Origin of the sequence: Streptomyces sp. NPDC014995, from assembly GCF_043080745.1 — a bacterium.
In the GTDB taxonomy this organism is placed as follows: Bacteria; Actinomycetota; Actinomycetes; order Streptomycetales; family Streptomycetaceae; genus Streptomyces.
Window position 1 is genome coordinate 215,574 of record NZ_JBIBVX010000015.1, and the last position, 19,153, is coordinate 234,726.

17 protein-coding genes are annotated in these 19,153 nt (G+C 71.1%); 9 read left to right on the forward strand and 8 right to left on the reverse strand.

What is annotated here, in order from left to right; all coding sequences use genetic code 11:
- Positions 1 to 32: 32 nt before the first annotated feature.
- Entirely contained in the window at positions 33 to 1,529 is a 1,497-nt protein-coding gene (locus ACF1A1_RS28955) for an oligopeptide:H+ symporter (RefSeq protein WP_392003938.1), read from the reverse strand.
- A 508-nt stretch (positions 1,530 to 2,037) separates the two neighbouring features.
- On the opposite strand from ACF1A1_RS28955, the gene ACF1A1_RS28960 reads away from it, so the two are divergent.
- Positions 2,038 to 2,715, forward strand: a complete 678-nt coding sequence (locus ACF1A1_RS28960) for a response regulator transcription factor (protein WP_392003939.1) — start codon at positions 2,038 to 2,040, stop codon at positions 2,713 to 2,715.
- A gap of 141 nt (positions 2,716 to 2,856) precedes the next feature.
- Positions 2,857 to 4,131 (forward strand): ATP-binding protein, encoded by a 1,275-nt coding sequence (locus ACF1A1_RS28965; protein WP_392003940.1) that lies wholly within the window; start codon positions 2,857 to 2,859, stop codon positions 4,129 to 4,131.
- 390 nt (positions 4,132 to 4,521) lie between these two features.
- Here ACF1A1_RS28965 and ACF1A1_RS28970 read toward each other — a convergent pair whose 3' ends face one another.
- Positions 4,522 to 5,034 (reverse strand): GtrA family protein, encoded by a 513-nt coding sequence (locus ACF1A1_RS28970; protein ID WP_392003941.1) that lies wholly within the window; start codon positions 5,032 to 5,034, stop codon positions 4,522 to 4,524.
- A 197-nt stretch (positions 5,035 to 5,231) separates the two neighbouring features.
- Between ACF1A1_RS28970 and ACF1A1_RS28975 the strand changes: the two genes are divergently transcribed.
- Genes ACF1A1_RS28975 through ACF1A1_RS28985 form a run of 3 tightly spaced genes read left to right on the forward strand, consistent with a single transcriptional unit; the run spans position 5,232 to position 8,076 of the window.
- Complete coding sequence (locus ACF1A1_RS28975) at positions 5,232 to 6,371, forward strand: 5-(carboxyamino)imidazole ribonucleotide synthase (RefSeq protein WP_392003942.1); 1,140 nt, start codon at positions 5,232 to 5,234, stop codon at positions 6,369 to 6,371.
- A complete protein-coding gene (gene purE / locus ACF1A1_RS28980) occupies positions 6,368 to 6,892 on the forward strand; it encodes a 5-(carboxyamino)imidazole ribonucleotide mutase (RefSeq protein WP_392003943.1) in 525 nt (174 codons plus the stop codon). Before ACF1A1_RS28975 ends, purE begins: the two co-directional genes overlap by 4 nt.
- A 5-nt stretch (positions 6,893 to 6,897) precedes the next feature.
- Complete coding sequence (locus ACF1A1_RS28985) at positions 6,898 to 8,076, forward strand: dipeptidase (protein ID WP_392003944.1); 1,179 nt, start codon at positions 6,898 to 6,900, stop codon at positions 8,074 to 8,076.
- Positions 8,077 to 8,193: 117 nt separating this feature from the next.
- Here the strand turns inward: ACF1A1_RS28985 and ACF1A1_RS28990 are convergent, their stop codons facing one another.
- Entirely contained in the window at positions 8,194 to 8,595 is a 402-nt protein-coding gene (locus ACF1A1_RS28990) for a VOC family protein (RefSeq protein WP_392003945.1), read from the reverse strand.
- A 225-nt stretch (positions 8,596 to 8,820) separates the two neighbouring features.
- Positions 8,821 to 10,164: a UDP-glucose dehydrogenase family protein gene (locus tag ACF1A1_RS28995; protein ID WP_392003946.1), complete on the reverse strand. Its 1,344-nt coding sequence runs from the start codon at positions 10,162 to 10,164 to the stop codon at positions 8,821 to 8,823.
- Positions 10,165 to 10,375: 211 nt separating this feature from the next.
- Between ACF1A1_RS28995 and ACF1A1_RS29000 the strand changes: the two genes are divergently transcribed.
- Positions 10,376 to 11,533, forward strand: coding sequence for an acyl-CoA dehydrogenase (locus tag ACF1A1_RS29000; protein ID WP_392003947.1), 1,158 nt, complete (start codon positions 10,376 to 10,378; stop codon positions 11,531 to 11,533).
- 179 nt (positions 11,534 to 11,712) lie between these two features.
- Positions 11,713 to 12,075 carry a four-helix bundle copper-binding protein gene (locus ACF1A1_RS29005; RefSeq protein WP_392003948.1) on the forward strand — a complete coding sequence of 121 codons (363 nt, stop codon included), beginning with the start codon at positions 11,713 to 11,715 and terminating at the stop codon, positions 12,073 to 12,075.
- Positions 12,076 to 12,167: 92 nt separating this feature from the next.
- Here ACF1A1_RS29005 and ACF1A1_RS29010 read toward each other — a convergent pair whose 3' ends face one another.
- Positions 12,168 to 12,797 (reverse strand): HAD family hydrolase, encoded by a 630-nt coding sequence (locus ACF1A1_RS29010; RefSeq protein WP_392003949.1) that lies wholly within the window; start codon positions 12,795 to 12,797, stop codon positions 12,168 to 12,170.
- The gene (locus ACF1A1_RS29015) at positions 12,790 to 14,064 is read right to left on the reverse strand and encodes an LCP family protein (RefSeq protein ID WP_392003950.1); all 1,275 of its coding nucleotides are present in this window, start codon (positions 14,062 to 14,064) and stop codon (positions 12,790 to 12,792) included. Before ACF1A1_RS29015 ends, ACF1A1_RS29010 begins: the two co-directional genes overlap by 8 nt.
- Before the next feature lie 120 nt (positions 14,065 to 14,184).
- On the opposite strand from ACF1A1_RS29015, the gene ACF1A1_RS29020 reads away from it, so the two are divergent.
- Entirely contained in the window at positions 14,185 to 14,742 is a 558-nt protein-coding gene (locus ACF1A1_RS29020; RefSeq protein ID WP_392003951.1) for an acyl-CoA thioesterase, read from the forward strand.
- Between the two features lie 15 nt (positions 14,743 to 14,757).
- Here the strand turns inward: ACF1A1_RS29020 and ACF1A1_RS29025 are convergent, their stop codons facing one another.
- Positions 14,758 to 16,212, reverse strand: a complete 1,455-nt coding sequence (locus ACF1A1_RS29025) for an LCP family protein (protein WP_392003952.1) — start codon at positions 16,210 to 16,212, stop codon at positions 14,758 to 14,760.
- A gap of 132 nt (positions 16,213 to 16,344) precedes the next feature.
- Here ACF1A1_RS29025 and ACF1A1_RS29030 point away from each other — a divergent pair, with 132 nt between their 5' ends.
- Positions 16,345 to 17,373, forward strand: coding sequence for a glycosyltransferase family 2 protein (locus tag ACF1A1_RS29030; protein WP_392003953.1), 1,029 nt, complete (start codon positions 16,345 to 16,347; stop codon positions 17,371 to 17,373).
- A gap of 22 nt (positions 17,374 to 17,395) precedes the next feature.
- Here the strand turns inward: ACF1A1_RS29030 and ACF1A1_RS29035 are convergent, their stop codons facing one another.
- Positions 17,396 to 19,096, reverse strand: a complete 1,701-nt coding sequence (locus ACF1A1_RS29035; protein ID WP_392003954.1) for an LCP family protein — start codon at positions 19,094 to 19,096, stop codon at positions 17,396 to 17,398.
- Between the last annotated feature and the right edge of the window lie 57 nt (positions 19,097 to 19,153).

The following is a 19,153-nucleotide window of genomic DNA, read 5'->3' on the forward strand; positions in this document are numbered from 1 at the left end:
GGCCCTCCGGGGGGGAGAGAACGGGCCGGACGTCAGTTGACGTTGCCCATGAGCTCCTTCACGCGCTTGCGGTACATCCAGACCGCCGAACCGGCCACGACGGCGAGCACGGCCTGCAGGGCCACGATGCCCGTCTTGTTGAGGTCGACGCCCGCGATGGAGAGCAGACCGGTCGTGGCGTCACCGGCGGTGACGGCCAGGAACCAGACGCCCATCATCTGCGAGGCGTACTTCGCCGGCGCCATCTTCGTGGTGACCGACAGACCGACCGGGGAGAGGGTGAGCTCACCGATCGTCTGGACGAAGTAGATGCCGACCAGCCACATCGCGGCCGCCTTGTGACCGCCGTCGGCGATCGCCAGCGGGGCGAGGAACAGGAAGAAGGACGCGCCGATCATGAACAGGCCCATGGCGAACTTCGTCGCGGTGCTCGGCTCCTTGCCGCGCCGGGCCAGGGCCAGCCACGCCCAGGCGAAGACCGGGGCCAGCGCCATGATCATGACCGGGTTGACCGACTGGTACCAGGAGACCGGGAACTCCCAGCCGAAGACCGTGTTGTCCGCCGAGGAGTCGGCGAACAGCGACACCGTGGAGCCGCCCTGGTCGTAGATCATCCAGAACACGGCCGCGGCGACGAAGAACCAGATGTACGCGGACATCCTCGACTGCTCGGCGCGGTCCAGCTCCTTGTCCCGCTTGATGCGGGCGATGACCAGGACCGGGATGACGAGGCCGGCGATGGTGATGGGGACCAGCAGCCAGTTCAGCGTGTAGTGGCCGGAGAAGCCGACGATCGCGTAGAAGACGATCGCGACGGCGGCCCACAGACCCGCCTTGCGGAGCGTGGCGGTCTTCTCCGCGGCGGTCATCGGGGTCGGCACGACGTCCGAGCGGGAGTCGAGGTGACGGCCGCCGAGCAGGAACTGGGCCAGACCCAGCGCCATGCCGAGCGCGGCGAGCGCGAAGCCCAGGTGCCAGTTGACGTTCTCGCCGATGGTGCCGATGACCAGCGGGGCGGCGAAGGCGCCGAGGTTGATGCCGATGTAGAAGATGGTGAAGCCACCGTCACGGCGCGGGTCGTCGGCACCCTCGTAGAGGTGGCCGACCATCGTGGAGATGTTGGCCTTCAGCAGACCGGAACCGATGGCGACCAGGCCGAGGCCCGCGTAGAAGGTGCCGGAGTTCGGCAGGGCCAGGGTGAGGTGGCCGAGCATGATGATGGCGCCGGCGACGGCGACGGTCTTGCGGGGGCCCAGGACGCGGTCCGCGAACCAGCCGCCGGGGAGGGCGAGCAGGTACACGAGGGACAGGTACACCGAGTAGATCGCGGTCGCGGTGGCCGCGCTCAGGTGCAGGCCGCCCGGTGCCACCAGGTACAGCGGGAGCAGAGCCTTCATGCCGTAGTAGGAGAACCGCTCCCACATCTCGGTCATGAAGAGAGTGGCCAGTCCGCGGGGGTGGCCGAAGAAGGTCTTCCCGGAGCCGGGGGTGCCCGGATGGGCCGAGTCCTTCGTCAGGCTGGACGCCATGGTCGTTCCTTGCTGGTCGGGACGCATGAGTGGAGCGTTACGCGCCCGGTGGGGCGGCCGGCACCGGCGTGATCGGCCCGTCCACCCCACGCCCGGGGGAGGTCCGCTCCGGGTGTCGGAGTGGCGGACGGCGACCACCGGGATCCACGCCCCGCGAGTGGGGCCCGGCCACAGGTCGTTCCTTCCAGGGCCGGCAGGGCACCGGCCCGCACACAAAAGAGACCCTCAGCGTCAAGTCGAGCGCCGAAGGTCCCTGCGTGCTACAGGCGTTCTTTCACCATACGACAGGACAGTGCCGGATAAGGAAGGACTTGAGACCGGGATCACAGGTGATCACGGAACCAGGGCTCCGTTTCCAAGGTCCATACCAGGATGACATCCCTCGACCACAGGTCCGTCCCACGATCGGCCGGACGGGGGAGCGGCGGCTGTCCGGGATGTCCGTAGGTAAGAAACGGAGGTCACCATCACACCTCTGGCCCTGCCCCGCGCGGACTACCATCAGCTCATGACCCGTGTACTGCTCGCCGAGGACGATGCGTCCATCTCGGAGCCGCTGGCCCGCGCACTGCGCCGGGAAGGGTACGAGGTCGAGGTACGGGAGGACGGACCGTCCGCGCTCGACGCCGGCATCCAGGGCGGCGTCGACCTGGTCGTGCTCGACCTCGGTCTGCCCGGCATGGACGGTCTGGAGGTGGCACGCCGGCTGCGCGCCGAGGGCCACAGCGTGCCGATCCTGATCCTGACCGCGCGCGCCGACGAGGTGGACACCGTCGTCGGCCTGGACGCGGGCGCCGACGACTACGTCACCAAGCCCTTCCGCCTCGCCGAGCTGCTCGCCCGCGTCCGGGCCCTGCTGCGGCGCGGCTCCGCCGAACCCCAGCAGCCGCCCGCCACCCACGGCGTGCGCATCGACGTCGAGTCGCACCGCGCCTGGATGGGCGACGAGGAGCTCCAGCTCACCGCCAAGGAGTTCGACCTGCTGCGGGTGCTCGTGCGGGACGCCGGCCGGGTCGTCACACGGGACCAGTTGATGCGCGAGGTCTGGGACACCACCTGGTGGTCGTCGACCAAGACGCTCGACATGCACATCTCCTGGCTGCGGAAGAAGCTCGGTGACGACGCGGCGAACCCGCGTTACATCGCCACCGTGCGCGGAGTGGGCTTCCGTTTCGAGAAGAGTTAGGCGATGACCGCGCGCGCCACCGCCGTGCGGGTCCATGGCGGTGCGCGACCGCGGGCCGTCGGGGGCCCGTCGCGCGGTTCCCCGCGCGCCCGCGGGGCGCTGCTCCACCGCTCGTCGTAAAGCCATCGCCCGGAGGGCCCCGTGCGTCGCCGTCTGATCCAGTCCACCCTCGCCGTGGTCCTCGTCGTGATCGCCGTCTTCGGCGTGTCGCTCGTCATCGTGGAGACGCGCACCATCAGCAGCAGCGCGCAGGAGCGCGTGGAGCTGGAGGCGGCGCGGCTGGCCAGCATCGTGGACAGCCGGCTGCTGGGCGCGGGGATCGTCGACGCGAAGGTGCTGCACGACCAGGTCACGGACGACCGCTACGCCGTGATCCGCATCCCCGGGCAGCGGGCCATCGAGGTCGGCACCAAGCCCGAGGGCGACGTCATCCGCGGAAAGGCGGTGGGAGAGGAGGGCGAGACGGTCGTCATAGAGGAGCCGCGCTCCTCGGTGACCCGGGAGGTCGGCCGCACCCTGCTGATCATCGGGCTTGTGGCGCTGCTCGCGGTGATCGCCGCGGTCCTCCTCGCCATCCGCCAGGCCAACCGGCTCGCCTCCCCCCTCACCGACCTGGCCGAGACCGCCGAACGCCTCGGTTCCGGCGACCCCCGCCCCCGCCACAAGCGCTACGGCGTCCCCGAGCTGGACCGGGTCGCCGACGTCCTCGACTCCTCCGCCGAGCGGATCGCCCGCATGCTCACCGCCGAGCGCCGCCTGGCCGCCGACGCCTCCCACCAGCTGCGGACGCCGCTCACCGCGCTGTCGATGCGCCTGGAGGAGATCACCCTCACCGACGACCCGGACACGGTGAAGGAGGAGGCCACCATCGCGCTCACCCAGGTGGAACGCCTCACGGACGTGGTCGAGCGCCTGCTCACGAACTCCCGCGACCCCCGCACCGGCTCCGCCGTCACCTTCGACCTCGACGAGGTCATCCAGCAGCAGCTCGCCGAGTGGCGCCCGGCCTACCGCAGCGTGGGCCGCGCCATCGTCAGCTCCGGCAAGCGCCACCTGGAGGCGGTGGGCACCCCCGGCGCGGTCGCCCAGGTGCTCGCCGCCCTGATCGAGAACTCCCTGATGCACGGCGGCGGCACGGTCGCCCTGCGCACCCGCGTCACCGGCAACCAGGCCGTCATCGAGGTCACCGACGAGGGCCCCGGCGTCCCCGCCGACCTCGGCGCCCGCATCTTCGAGCGCGCCATCAGCGGCCGCAACTCCACCGGCATCGGCCTCGCGGTCGCCCGCGACCTCGCCGAGGCCGACGGCGGCCGCCTGGAAATGCTCCAGGCCCAGCCCCCGGTCTTCGGCCTGTTCCTCTCCCGGACGACCCCGGAAAAGAAGACCCCGGAACCGGCGGAGCCGACGGTCAGATAGGGCCTGGGAGACCCTGCCGGGCGGAGGCGCGGGGGGTCACCTGGGCCGGGGTTCGCCGCACCGTGCCTCGGTGTGGGCCTCGCCGGGGGCGGCCGCCCCCGGACCCCCGCATCGGCCCTGAACGGACCTCGTCCTCAATCGCCGGACGGGCTGAGTTTGCGTACCCTCCGCCGACATCCGGCCGCCGGACGGACAGGGCGCCCTGGCCACCGCCGACACCCCGCGCGCCGGACGGACCGGATGTGCGCGGCCTCGACGGAACACCGGCCGCCGGACGGACAGGACCGCCCTGGCCACCGCCGAGAACCGGCCGCCGGACGCCCCGCACCAGCCCGGTCACCACTGCCGGACAGCCCCGCACCCGGACAGCCCTGCCCAGAAGGAGGCCGCTCAGCTCACCCGCTGCTTCGGCTTCGGGCGGCGTGACTCCGCCGCCAGCATCGACTCCGCCCCCGCCACGGCCTCCCGCACGGGAAGCGCCCGGAACACCCACGTCCGGTACGACCAGAACCGGAACAGCGTCGCGACCCCGATCCCGAGGAACTTGAACACGTTGCTCTGCAGCTGGCTGTCCCACCCGAAGCCGTACGTCGCCAGGAACAGCAACCCGTTCTCTATGACCAGCCCCACCACGCTGAACAGCAGGAACAGCGTCAGCTCACGCGTGCGCCCGCTCTTGTCCCGGTCGCGGTAGGCGAAGTACCGGAACCCCACGTAGTTGAAGACGATGGCGACGACCGTCGCGATGACGCTGGCCCGCACCACCGGCAGGTCGGTGACGTGCCGCACGAGATTGAACACACCGAGGTTGACCAGCAGCCCCGCTCCACCCACGGCGCCGAACTTGGCGAGCTCGTGGACGAGTCTCCGCAGCCGTCCTTCCCCCGAGGAACCATGTCCCATGGTCGTACAGGCCCCCGTCCGGGTTCGGTTTCGTCAACCCAGCCATGCTAACCACCACCCTTCCAGGTTTCCTGTGCTGAGCCTCGCGGGTCGGAAACCGGCCGGAAAGAAGCCCGGAACGGGAGGGTAAGGGGCAGGAAGGGGCAGGGTGAGAACCACGGAATCCGGCCGTCCGACGTGGCCGATACCCTAGGGGCGTGACGTTCCCGGTAGTCGGCATGGTCGGCGGAGGCCAGCTCGCTCGTATGACACACGAGGCGGGCATCCCGTTGGGCATCAGGTTCAAGCTCCTCAGTGACACTCCCCAGGATTCAGCGGCCCAGGTGGTGAGCGAGGTCGTCGTAGGCGACTACCGCGACCTGGACACGCTGCGTGACTTCGCGCGGGGCTGCGACGTGATCACCTTCGATCACGAGCACGTCCCCACCGAGCACCTCAGGGCCCTGGAGGCGGACGGCATCCCCGTGCGCCCCGGCCCGGAGGCGCTCGTGCACGCCCAGGACAAGGGCGTGATGCGCGCGAAGCTCGACGCGATCGGCATCCCGTGCCCCCGGCACAGGATCGTGAGCGACCCGCAGGACGTGGCGGCCTTCGCGGCGGAGGGCGACGGCTTCCCCGTCGTCCTCAAGACGGTCCGCGGCGGCTACGACGGCAAGGGCGTGTGGGTCGTCGACTCCGTCGAGGAGGCCGCCGACCCCTTCCGGGCCGGGGTACCCGTCCTCGCCGAGGAGAAGGTCGACTACGTCCGCGAGCTCGCCGCCAACGTCGTACGCTCCCCGCACGGCCAGGCCGTCGCCTACCCGGTGGTGGAGTCGCAGCAGGTCAACGGCGTCTGCGACACGGTCATCGCCCCGGCGCCCGACCTCGACGAGACCCTCGCGCTCCACGCCGAGAAGATGGCCCTGACCATCGCCAAGGAACTCGGCGTCGTCGGCCACCTCGCCGTGGAGCTGTTCCAGACCCGCGACGGCCGCATCCTCGTCAACGAACTCGCGATGCGCCCGCACAACTCGGGCCACTGGTCCATGGACGGCGCGATCACCAGCCAGTTCGCCAACCACGTCCGCGCGGTCCTCGACCTGCCGCTGGGCGACCCGCGCCCGCGCGCCAGGTGGACGGTCATGGTCAACGTCCTCGGCGGCGACTACCCCGACATGTACTCCGCGTACCTGCACTGCATGGCCCGCGACCCCCAGCTCAAGATCCACATGTACGGCAAGGACGTGAAGCCCGGCCGCAAGGTCGGCCACGTCAACACCTACGGCGACGACCTCGACGACGTGCTGGAGCGCGCCCGTCACGCTGCCGGCTACCTGAGAGGCACGATCACCGAATGAGCCCGGTTGTAGGCATCGTCATGGGGTCCGACTCCGACTGGCCCATCATGGAGGCCGCCGCCAAGGCCCTCGACGAGTTCGAGATCGACTACGAGGTCGACGTCGTCTCCGCCCACCGCATGCCGCGCGAGATGGTGGCCTACGGCGAGCAGGCCGCCGACCGCGGGCTGAAGGTGATCATCGCCGGCGCGGGCGGCGCCGCCCACCTGCCCGGCATGCTCGCCTCGGTGACCCCCCTGCCGGTGATCGGCGTCCCGGTCCCGCTGAAGTACCTCGACGGCATGGACAGCCTCCTGTCGATCGTGCAGATGCCGGCCGGTGTGCCGGTCGCCACGGTCTCGGTCGGCGGCGCCCGCAACGCGGGCCTGCTCGCCGCCCGCATCCTGGCCGCCCACGACGAGGACCTGCTGGCCCGCATGCGCGACTTCCAGCAGGAACTCAACGACCAGGCCACCGAGAAGGGCAAGCGGCTGCGCGCCAAGGTCGAGGGGTCCGGCAACGGCTTCGGCTTCGGGAAGTGACGCCGATGACCCCGCTGGAGGAGGCCCGGGAGCTGCTGCGCGAGTTCCCGGTCGTCGACGGGCACAACGACCTGCCCTGGGCGCTGCGCGAGCAGGTCCGCTACGACCTCGACGCCCGGGACATCGCCACCGACCAGCACACCCACCTGCACACCGACATCCCCCGGCTGCGCGCGGGCGGGGTCGGCGCCCAGTACTGGTCGGTGTACGTGCGCTCGGACCAGCCCGACGCGGTCCCGGCGACCCTGGAGCAGATCGACTGCGTCCGGCAGCTCATCGCCCGCCACCCCGGCGACCTGCGCGCCGCGCTCACGGCCGGCGACATGGAGGCGGCGCGCGCGGAAGGCCGTATCGCCTCGCTCATGGGCGCCGAGGGCGGCCACTCCATCGCCAACTCCCTGGGCACCCTGCGGGGCCTGTACGCGCTCGGCGTGCGCTACATGACGCTCACCCACAACGACAACGTGGACTGGGCGGACTCCGCGACCGACGAGCCGAGGAGCGGCGGCCTGTCGGCGTTCGGCCGTGAGGTCGTACGGGAGATGAACCGGCTCGGCATGCTCGTCGACCTCTCCCACGTGGCGGCGACGACGATGCGGGACGCGCTGGACGCGACGTCCGCGCCGGTGATCTTCTCCCACTCCTCGTCCCGGGCCGTCTGCGACCACCCGCGCAACATCCCGGACGACGTCCTGGAGCGGCTGCCCGCCAACGGCGGCGTCGCGATGGTGACGTTCGTGCCGAAGTTCGTGCTCCAGGCGGCCGTGGACTGGACGGCCGCGGCCGACGAGAACATGCGCGCCCACGGCTTCCACCACCTCGCCACCACACCGGAGGCCATGAAGGTGCACCGCGCCTTCGAGGAGCGGCACCCGCGCCCGACCGCCACGGTCGCCACGGTCGCCGACCACCTCGACCACATGCGCGAGGTGGCGGGCATCGACCACCTCGGCATCGGCGGGGACTACGACGGCACGGCCTTCACCCCCGAGGGCCTCAACGACGTCTCGGGTTACCCGAACCTCATCGCCGAACTCCTCGACCGAGGCTGGTCCCGGCCCGACCTCGCCAAGCTGACCTGGCAGAACGCGGTACGGGTGCTGGGCGCGGCGGAGGACGTGGCACGCGACCTCCGGGCGACGCGGGGGCCGTCCCACGCCAGGATCGACGAACTCGACGGCTGACGGGGACCCCGGCGGTACCCGCCCCCCGCCGGCCCGCGCCGCCCCGGCGGGGCACCCCGAACGCCCCTTCGCGCCCTCCTTCGCCACCGGTCACGGCGGCGCCAGGGGGCCTCGGGGCTAGGGGGCGTCGGGGTCCTCGATCCGGCAGAGGCAGAACGGATGCCCCGCCGGATCGGCGTACACCTGGAAGTCCTTCTTCTCCCGGTCCTCGAGGTCCAGCGGCCGCGCCCCCAGCGCCAGCACCCGCTCGTGGGCCGCGTCGACCTCCTCCCACGTGGCGCCCGCGTCGAAGTCGAGGTGGAACTGCTGCGCGTTCCGGTCGCCCCGGGGCCACTCGGGCGGGGTGTACTCCGCCACCTGCTGGAAGGAGAGCCGGGGACCGCCGGGGACCCGCAGGACGACCCAGTCGTCCTCCTCGGCCTCGGGCGTGCCGCCCAGGAGCGCCGCGTAGAAACCGGCGAGCGCGTGGGGGTCGGTGCAGTCGAGTACGACGGAACGGAGACGGACGACGGGCGCCATGCGCAACCTCCTCGGTGAGCGTCCGGCGGACGCACAGGAGGAACGGGTTCCCGGCCGCACGGGCGCCGTAACCCAGGGAGAAACCCCGAGGAACGCCTGAGGCCCCCGCGGGCCCCCGCGGGACGTTCACCCCTCACGCCCCGCGCGGGTGCGGCAGAATGCACCCAGACGCCGGTTCGGCCGACTGAGCCTCGGCCGAACCGGCGTCGCCGGCCGACGGGCCGCTCAGGCGGTCGGACGGCCCATCGCCCGGTACGTCCAGCCGGCCTTCCGCCACAGCTCCGGGTCGAGCGCGTTGCGCCCGTCGAGGATCAGCCGCGCCGCCGCGACCTCCCCGAGCACCTCCGGGTCCAGCTCGCGGAACTCCCGCCACTCGGTGAGGTGCAGGACGACGTCGGCGCCCCGTACGGCCCCCAGGGCCGAGTCGGCGTAGCCGAGGGTCGGGAAGACCCTGCGGGCGTTCTCCATGCCCTTCGGGTCGTAGACGGTCACCTGGCCGCCCTGGAGGTGGATCTGCCCGGCGACGTTGAGGGCCGGCGAGTCCCGCACGTCGTCGGAGTCCGGCTTGAAGGTCGCCCCGAGCACGGCGACCCGCCTGCCCAGGAAGGGCCCGCCGCCGAGGGCCTGCCGGGCCAGCTCCACCATCTGCCCGCGCTGGCGCATGTTGATCGAGTCGATCTCCCGCAGGAAGGTCAGCGCCTGGTCGGCGCCCAGCTCACCGGCGCGGGCCATGAACGCCCGGATGTCCTTGGGCAGGCAGCCGCCGCCGAACCCGATCCCGGCCCGCAGGAACTTCTTCCCGATCCGGTCGTCGTAGCCGATGGCCTCCGCCAGCTTGGCGACGTCACCGCCGGCCGCCTCGCACACCTCCGCCATGGCGTTGATGAAGGAGATCTTGGTGGCGAGGAAGGAGTTCGCGGAGGTCTTCACCAGCTCGGCGGTCGGGAAGTCGGTGACGACGAACGGCGAGCCCTCCTCGACCGGCGTGGCGTACACCTCCCGCAGCACCTTCTCGGCCCGCTCGCTGCGCACCCCGACGACGATCCGGTCCGGGTGCAGCGTGTCCTGGACCGCGAACCCCTCCCGCAGGAACTCCGGGTTCCAGGCCAGCTCGGCGTCCTCGCCGGCCGGCGCCAGCCGGGCGATCGTCCGGGCGAGCCGGTCGGCGGAGCCCACGGGCACGGTCGACTTGCCGACGACGAGGGCGGGCCCGTGCAGGTGCGGGGCCAGCGAGGCGATCGCGGACTCGACGTACGACATGTCGCAGGCGTACTCGCCGTGCTTCTGCGGTGTGTTGACGCAGACGAAGTGGACGTCGCCGAAGGCGCCGACCTCCGCCCAGTCCTGGGTGAAGCGCAGCCGCCCGCTGGAGCCCTCGAACCCGGGGACGTGGCGGCGCAGCAGCTCCTCCAGACCCGGCTCGTACATCGGGGTCTCGCCCCGCTCCAGCATCTCGATCTTCTCCGGCACGACGTCGAGGGCGAGGACCTCGAAGCCCAGCTCGGCCATGGCCGCGGCGTGCGTGGCGCCGAGATAACCGGTGCCGATCACGGTGATCTTGAGGGCCATGGGTGCTCCTGGGCTGGACGGGGATCGGACGCGGGACGAGCATAGTCGGGGCGTGGGGACGCCCCTCACCGGGCAGTTCTCCGGTGCGTTTCCGGGTGCGGATTCCCTTGTCGCCAAGGTCACGTATCCCTGTCGTGGGCAGGCCCCTAAAATTTGAGTTACTTAACGGTAATTAGCGAGATCACCCCAGTGTTTTGGAGCGTGAGAGACCTTGGCCGGATCGGCTGACTTCGACCTGTACCGCCCGTCCGAGGAGCACGACATGCTCCGCGACGCCATCCGCTCGCTGGCCGAGGCGAAGATCGCGCCGTACGCCGCCGCGGTCGACGAGGAGGCCCGCTTCCCGCAGGAGGCGCTCGACGCGCTGGTCGCCAACGACCTGCACGCGGTGCACGTCCCCGAGTCGTACGGCGGCGCGGGCGCGGACGCGCTGGCGACGGTGATCGTCATCGAGGAGGTCGCCCGGGTCTGCGTCTCCTCCTCACTCATCCCCGCGGTGAACAAGCTGGGTTCGCTCCCGGTGATCCTCTCCGGCTCCGAGGACCTGAAGAAGAAGTACCTGGCCCCGCTGGCCAAGGGCGACGCGATGTTCTCGTACTGCCTCTCCGAGCCGGAGGCGGGCTCGGACGCGGCCGGCATGAAGACGAAGGCGGTCCGCGACGGCGACCACTACGTCCTCAACGGCGTGAAGCGCTGGATCACCAACGCGGGCGTCTCCGACTACTACACGGTGATGGCGGTGACGGACCCCGAGAAGCGCTCGAAGGGCATCTCGGCCTTCGTCGTCGAGAAGTCCGACCCGGGCGTCTCCTTCGGCGCCCCGGAGAAGAAGCTCGGCATCAAGGGCTCCCCGACCCGCGAGGTCTACTTCGACAACGTCCGCATCCCCGCCGACCGCATGATCGGCGAGGAGGGCACGGGCTTCGCCACCGCGATGCAGACCCTCGACCACACCCGCATCACCATCGCCGCCCAGGCCCTCGGCGTCGCCCAGGGCGCCTTCGACTACGCCAGGAACTACGTCCAGGAGCGCAAGCAGTTCGGCAAGCCGATCGCCGACTTCCAGGGCATCCAGTTCATGCTCGCCGACATGGCCATGAAGATCGAGGCAGCCCGCCAGCTGACGTACGCTGCGGCGGCCAAGTCCGAGCGCGGCGACCGCGACCTCACCTTCCAGGGCGCGGCCGCGAAGTGCTTCGCCTCCGACGTCGCCATGGAGGTCACCACGGACGCGGTGCAGCTCCTCGGCGGCTACGGCTACACCCGCGACTACCCGGTCGAGCGCATGATGCGCGACGCCAAGATCACGCAGATCTACGAGGGCACCAACCAGGTCCAGCGGATCGTCATGGCGCGGAACCTGCCGTAACGGTCCCTTGGACCGGCATCGGCGTCACAAGGCACCGACCTGCCGAAACAGCGGCCCCCGGCCTCGTGCCGGGGGCCGCTGCGCTGTCGTCCGATGGCGCGGAGCGGCCAGGAGGCGTACCACGGAAGGGCACAGGGGCCCGACCGGGCCCCCGCCCCCCCTCTCCGTCAGGAGGAGTCATGACCCAGCCCGGAAGCATGACCACGATGAGCAAGGAGATGCAGGACTGCGTCGAGGCGTGCATGTCCTGCCACAGCGTGTGCGAGGAGACCATGAGCTCCTGCATGCAGATGGGCGGCCAGGCCCAGATGCAGATCATGCGCGCGCTCATGGACTGTTCCGAGACCACCCGCATGTGCGCCGACATGATGATGCGCCGCTCGCCCATGTCGGCCGAGATGTGCGCGATGTGCGCCAGGGCGTGCGACATGTGCGCCGAGGCGTGTATGGCCATGCCGGAGGACGCCCAGATGATGCGCTGCGCCGAGTCCTGTCGCCGCTGCGCCGAGATGTGCCGCGCGATGGCGGGCGCCTCGATGTGACGGCCGCCTGAACGCGTACAAGGGCACCCCCGAGGGTGCCCTTGTGCCGGTCCGCGCCCGAGCCCGAGGAGCGCGGCCGCGAGGTGGACGGCTCAGGTGAACAGCGGCTCCAGCGCCCGTTCCAGGTCGGCCGGCCCGCGGAAGTGCACGGCGGTCATGCCCAGCGCGGCGGCCGCCTCGACGTTCTCCGGGGTGTCGTCCACGAACAGGCACCGCCCGGGCCGTACGCCCGCCCGTTCCGCGCCCAGTTCGAGGATGCGCGGGTCGGGTTTGGCGAGGCCGACGCGGGCGCTGTTGACGACGTGGTCGGCGAGTTCGGTCAGGCCGAGGGCGTCCAGATCGCGCTCCAGGCCGAGGCTGGCGTTGGAGACGAGGACCAGCGGCACCCGGACCCGGGCGCGGCGCAGCAGGGTCACCACGGCCTCGTCGGCCCGGAACGGCGACTCCAGCAGGGCGGTGCCGAGCGCCCAGCCCGTCTCCGCGTCCACCAGCCCGGTCAGGCCGCGGGCGATCGCCTCCACCCACTCCTGCTCGGTGATCCGGCCCAGCAGCAGCGGCCCGTCGACCTCGGGGGAGAACGCCACCTTCTTGGTGGTGCCCTCCGCCAGCCCCGCGGCGCTTTCCAGCGCCTCCAGGTGAGAGGAGTCGAAGTGCCGTATCACGTTGTCGACGTCACACAGGACGGCGTCGAACGGCGGTCTGCCGCCGGGCCGGTCAGTCACTCGACACCGTGACCTTCTCGTCGTTCTTCAGCTGGCCGACCAGCTGCTTCACCTTCGCCTCGTCCCAGACGAGATTGCCGCCGGAGGAGCCGGAGATCGGCATGTTCATCGACTTACCGTCACCGCTGTTGACGCCCTTCATCGCGAAGAACATGCTCGCCAGGTCGTACAGGCCCATGTCCTTGTCGACGATCAGGGAGTCCAGGCCCGCGCCCATGGTCGGGTAGAGCGTGAACGGGTTGAGGACCGTGCCGGGCGTGGCCACCTGGTTGGCCAGGGCCGCGAGGAACTTCTGCTGGTTCTTCGTGCGGTCGAGGTCGGAGCCCGCGAGCGCGTACCGGGTACGGACGAAGGCGAGGGCCTGCTCGCCGTTCAGGGTCTGCTTGCCCTTCTTCAGGTCCGCGCCGGACTTGGTGTCCTTGATGTCCTGCGGTATGTCCATCTCGACGCCGCCGACCGCGTCCACGATGTTCGCGAACCCGGCGAAGCCGATCTCCACGTAGTGGTCGATGCGCAGACCGGTGTTGAACTCGACGGTGCGCACCAGCAGTTCGGGGCCGTCCTCCGCGTAGGCGGCGTTCAGCTTCGTGTGCCGGCCGGTGCCCTCGTACCGCTTGCCGGACTCCGAGCCGACGAACGAGGGGATCTCCACGTCCGAGTCGCGCGGCAGCGAGATCAGCGTGTCGCCGTTGGACCCGGTGTGCAGGATCATCATCGAGTCCGTGCGCTTGCCCTCGGCGGAGCCGGTGTGCAGCGCCTTCTTCTCCTCCGCGGACATGCCCTCACGGCTGTCGGAGCCGACGATCAGGTAGGTGGTGCCCTCGCCCTCCTCGGGCCGGTCGATGACCTTCGACAGGTCGACCTCGCGCTTGAGCTTGGAGTCGGCCCAGAAGTACGTGCCGACGGTCGTCACGACCAGCACGGTCACGACGGTGATCGCGGTCCACTTGATCCGGCGCCGCCAGTCCGGCGCGGGCCGCGGGTCATGGGTGCCGTAGCCCCCGGGCCCGTCGGATCCGCCGCCGTAGACGTGGCCCGTGTTGTAGCCGCTGTCGTACCCGGTGTTCTGGGCGTTCGTGTAGTCGCCGTATCCCTGGCCGTCGACGTACGACGGCTGCGACGGGACGCCGGCACCCTGCGGCGGGGCGGCCGGACCGCGGCGGACCTGTCGCATCACGCGCGCGCCCTCGGGCTGTGCGCTCGCGCTGCCGTGTCCGTACCGGGAGCCGCGGTTGTTGTCGGACCATCCCTCGGGCCAATCGTTCATGCGCCTTAGTGTGCCGGTGCGGGCTGTGTGTCGTACAAGGGCCGTCGGAGAATCAGCGCCCCGCTGTTGCCAAGCTGACACAAAGTTCCGGGTTGTCCGCCTCGGCATAAGGTGGAGGTCATGACAGACCAGGTCACCGCAGTGGACTCGGACACCTCAGGCATACCGGGCAAGCCCACGTCCGCGTCCCGCACCACGCTCAGCCACATCATGACCCACAACGACACCAACCTCCTGGGCACGGTGCACGGCGGTGTGATCATGAAGCTCGTCGACGACGCGGCGGGCGCGGTGGCCGGCCGGCACTCCGGCGGACCCGCCGTCACCGCGTCCATGGACGAGATGGCGTTCCTGGAGCCGGTCCGCGTCGGTGACCTCGTCCATGTGAAGGCCCAGGTCAACTGGACCGGCCGGACCTCCATGGAGGTCGGCGTACGGGTCCTGGCCGAGCGCTGGAACGAGTCCACGCCCCCCACCCAGGTCGGCTCCGCCTACCTCGTCTTCGCCGCCGTCGACGCCGACGGCAAGCCGCGCCGGGTGCCGCCGGTCCTCCCGGAGACCGACCGCGACCGCCGCCGCTACCAGGAGGCCCAGATCCGCCGCACCCACCGGCTGGCACGCCGGCAGGCGATCATGGAGCTGAGGGAGCGGCGGGCGGCGGAGGGCTTCGACGACTGAGCCCGCGGCGGCCGTTCAGGAACAGCTCACCTCGTCCCCCCGCACCACCCCGAACTGCCCGTGCCCCCGTTCCTCCGCCCGCACCTTGCGCACCTGCCGGAAGTCCGCCCCGACCGTCACCTTCAGCGTCGGACCGAGGCGGGGCACGCTGCGCAGTTCGCTGCCGGGGAAGGCCGCCGCCAGTGACCTCGCGGAGCGGTCCCAGCGCGGGTCGTGCGAGATGACCGTGCGCCGGACGGAGCGGTCGGGGGCGGGAGTCGGACGGCCGGTGGTGCGGAAGCCGGTGGCCGCCAGCGCCGCGTCCACCCGCTTCGCCAGGCCCACGGTGGGGGTGCCGTTCTCGACGTGGACGCGGATCTGCTGCGGGGCCACCTCGACGCGTACGGCCGTTTCGCGCCTGCGAGGGGGCTTGGCGAGCGGCTTGTCCTCGCGCAGGGACCGGAAGAGGCGCTCCGCCTTGACCGGGTCCCACTTCACGGTCGAGCCGATGCCCTTCACGGCGTATCCCACCTGGCCGACGGGGACGGTGGTGAACTCCGAGGAGGACGGGGAGAAGGTGCGCATCGCGCGGCCGAGGTCGAGGAGTTCGTCGGTGCCGAAGCCGCGGTCCGCGCGCACCGAGCCGAGCACCGCCCGCGCCACGTCACGGAACCTCAGCGGGTTGAGCAGGATGCCGGAGGAGGTCGCGTGGTCGACCAGGGCCGCCAGGAAACGCTGCTGGCGCTTGACCCGGCCGAAGTCGGAGTCGGCGTCGATGTGCCGGGAGCGGACGTACTGGAGGGCCTCGCCGCCGGTGAGGGTGTGCGTGCCGGGCGGGAGGTCCAGGCCGGTGTACGAGTCCTTCAGGTGCCGGGCCGTGCAGACCTTCACACCGCCGAGGACGTCCACCGTCCTCATGAAGCTGGTGAAGTCGACCTCCAGGTAGTGATCGATCTTCACCCGGGTCATGTGCTCGACCGTGCGCACGGTCAGCTGCGGGCCGCCCTCCGCGTACGCCGCGTTGATTTTGAGCGGGTGGCCGTGGTGCGTCCGGCCGGTGGTCCGGTCGGTGTGCGGGGGTGTCTCGGCGTAGGAGTCGCGCGGCAGGCTGACCACGCTCGCCCGCTCCCGGTCCTCCGAGATGTGCACGATCATCAGGGTGTCGGTGCAGTGGCAGGGGGCGCCGCCCAGGCGGTAGCGCCGGCGCTCCTGCTCGGTGATCCGGTCGCGGCCGTCGGTGCCGACCAGCAGAACGTTCATGCCGTGGCCGGCCCGCGGGCGGTTCTTCATGTCCTTGAAGGGGTCGACGCGGGCGATGTCCGCGTCGAGGCTGGTGACCACCGAGTGACCGATGCCGGCCGAGGCCAGGATCACCACCGAGAGGGTCATCGTCGCCCGCATGGCCCAGCGGGGACGTTTCGTCCGGACGGAGCGCAGGGGCGGGCGGCGCGGATGCCGGGAGGCGGGGGGCCGGGGCGGGGTCGGGGACATGCGGGTCACCTCCGGGCGACGGCCGTACGAGGGGGAGCCGTGAGCACCGTAGGCCCATACGATCTGCGGTCCGGGGCAGCACACCCGGCGGGGCGCGAGCGTGTCCCCCGTTCGCGGTAACGTGAACCTCCTATGAACGCCAAGTCCGACGTGCAGCTCCCCGCCGTGTCCGTCATCATGCCCGTCCTCAACGAGGAGCGGCATCTGCGCGGAGCCGTCCAAGCGATCCTCGCGCAGGAGTACGCCGGCGAGATGGAGGTCGTGATCGCCCTCGGTCCGTCCACGGACCGCACGGACGAGATCGCGGCCCGGCTCGTGGCCGAAGACCCGCGCGTGCACACGGTCCCCAACCCGACGGGCCGTACGCCCGCCGCGCTCAACGCCGCGATCAGGGCCTCCCGGCATCCGGTCGTCGTCCGCGTCGACGGGCACGGCATGCTCTCGCCGAACTACATCGCCACCGCCGTCCGGCTCCTGGAGGAGACCGGCGCGCAGAACGTCGGCGGCATCATGCACGCCGAGGGCGAGAACGACTGGGAGCACGCGGTCGCCGCCGCCATGACCTCGAAGATCGGGGTGGGGAACGCCGCCTTCCACACGGGAGGGCAGGCGGGCCCGGCCGAGACCGTCTACCTCGGCGTCTTCCGGCGTGAGGCGCTGGAGCAACAGGGCGGGTACAACGAGGAGTTCATACGCGCCCAGGACTGGGAGCTGAACTTCCGCATCCGCGAGGCCGGCGGGCTGATCTGGTTCTCGCCCGAGCTGAAGGTGTCGTACCGGCCGCGGCCGAGCGTCAGGGCACTCGCCAAGCAGTACAAGGACTACGGCCGTTGGCGGCACGTCGTCGCCCGCTACCACGAGGGCTCCATCAACCTGCGCTACCTCGCCCCGCCGACCGCGGTGTGCGCGATCGCGGCCGGGATCGTGGTGGGCGCGGCCGTCACCCCGCTCGGCTTCGTCGTCCCCGGCGGCTACCTCGCGGCGATCGTCGCCGGGTCGGTGCCGGCCGGCCGGGGCCTGCCGCTGAAGGCGCGGCTGCGGATCCCCGTGGCGCTGGCCACCATGCACATGTCGTGGGGCTGGGGATTCCTGACCAGCCCGAAGTCGCTGGCCAGGAAGGTCATCGCCTCCCGCCGCCCGGCGGTCCTCAGCGCGAAGTGAGCACCGCCCGGCGGGGCCCGGACTACCAGGTGTAGTCCGGGTCCACGTGCATGCACTGGCTGGTGTCGGAGGCGTTCATCGTCTGCGCCGACTCGGGCGTCGTGTTGTCCTCCTCCGGCGCCTCGTACGCCGAGCCCGACCGCCAGTCCGCGCCGACGAAGAGCGTGACGCCGGAGACATCGGTGGACTTCTTCACCTGGCTCGACGGGATGCCGAGGGCCGTCGCCACCCGCTGGGCGTCGGCCCGGAGGTCGGCGCTCGGGTAGCGGATCACCGTCGTCTCCTCGGTGGTGGCCGGCGAGGTGTCCGCCACGGCCTGCGTGAAGCCCTTGCCGACCAGCAGCTGCGTCACCGCGAGCGCCCGCCCGCGCGCCGCGCCCAGCGTGTCGGTGTAGGTGCTGTTGTGGACCTGTACGGCGATCTCGTCGTCCGCGGCGGCCGGGTCCGTGACCGTCGGCGACGGGCTCGCGGTGGGGGTGGCCTTCCCGGTGTCCTTGCCGTCCAGGGCGATGTCCTCGCGCACCAGCCGGAACAGCTTCGCGGCGTCCTCGGTGGGCTCCACCCGGCTGCCGACGTAGCGGTTGGGCATCGTCGTCATGGTGATGCGCTCGGTCGGTACCTTCTGCAGCTCGGTCGCCAGGTCGTACATCTTCGTGATGCTGTCCAGGCCGTCGTCGACGGTGATCGCCTTCGTGGCGGCCTCGGCGAGCCTGCGCAGCGCGTTCGGGTTGGACAGCCTGGCCTCGGAGCGCAGCTGGCGGACCATCGAGTTCATGTACATGTGCTGCGCCTTGGCGCGGGCGAGGTCGGTGTCGTCCTCGAAGCCGTAGCGGGTGCGCAGCCACTGCAGGGCCTGCTCGCCCTTGATCTCGTGCGTGCCCTTCCGCAGCTTCAGGCCGGAGCCCTTGCCGTCGCTGGTGTGCGAGTGGACGTTGGCGTCCACGCACACCGGAACGCCGCCGATCGCGTCCGCCATCGACACCACACCGGCGAAGTCGATCATCATGAAGTGGTCGATGTGGATGTCCGTGAGCTTCTCCCACGTGGCCACCGTGCAGCCCGGGCCGCCGCGGCCGAGCGACTCGTTCGTCATGGCCCGGGTCCTCGCCGGGTACACGTGTCCGTCGTCGGGGTCGGTGCACTTGGGCATGTCCAGCAGCGTGTCGCGCGGCATGCTCACCACCGACATGTTGCTGCGGTCCGCCGACACGTGCAGCAGCATCTGCACATCGGCGAGCGGGGTGCCGTTGAAGGTCTCCTTCGCGCCGCCGAGCTTCTGGTTCTCCGTGCTGTCACGGGCGTCGGAGCCGATCAGCAGGATGTTCAGCGCCTTCTGCCCGGCCGCGTTGGCCTTGGTCTCGGCGGCCCGGTCCTTGGCGTCGCCCAGGTTCAGGTCCTCGCTCTTGATGTTGGCGTTGAGGCGCTGGAAGTAGAGGTAGCCCGCGCCCGCGCCGCCGAGTATCACCAGTGTCAGCACCGTCGCCGACCAGCGCAGCACGCGCCGTCTGCGCCGTCTGCGGTCCGTGCCGTGGCCGGCTCTGTGCCCGCCGTCGCCGTCGTCCGCGCCGGACCCGTCGCCGCCCGCGCCGGATGCGCTGTCACCCGTGCCGGACCCGCCGTCCCCACGGCTGTGCCCGTCCTCGGATGCGTCCTGGTCCGCCGTCGTCGTGGACATCGCGTCCTCGACGTCGCAAGCGTCCCCCCGCACACTGCTCCGCGCCATTCCCCTGCCCTCCCCACCGTGCGCCTGACACGGGCCCGTCCCGCGTCCAGTCAGACG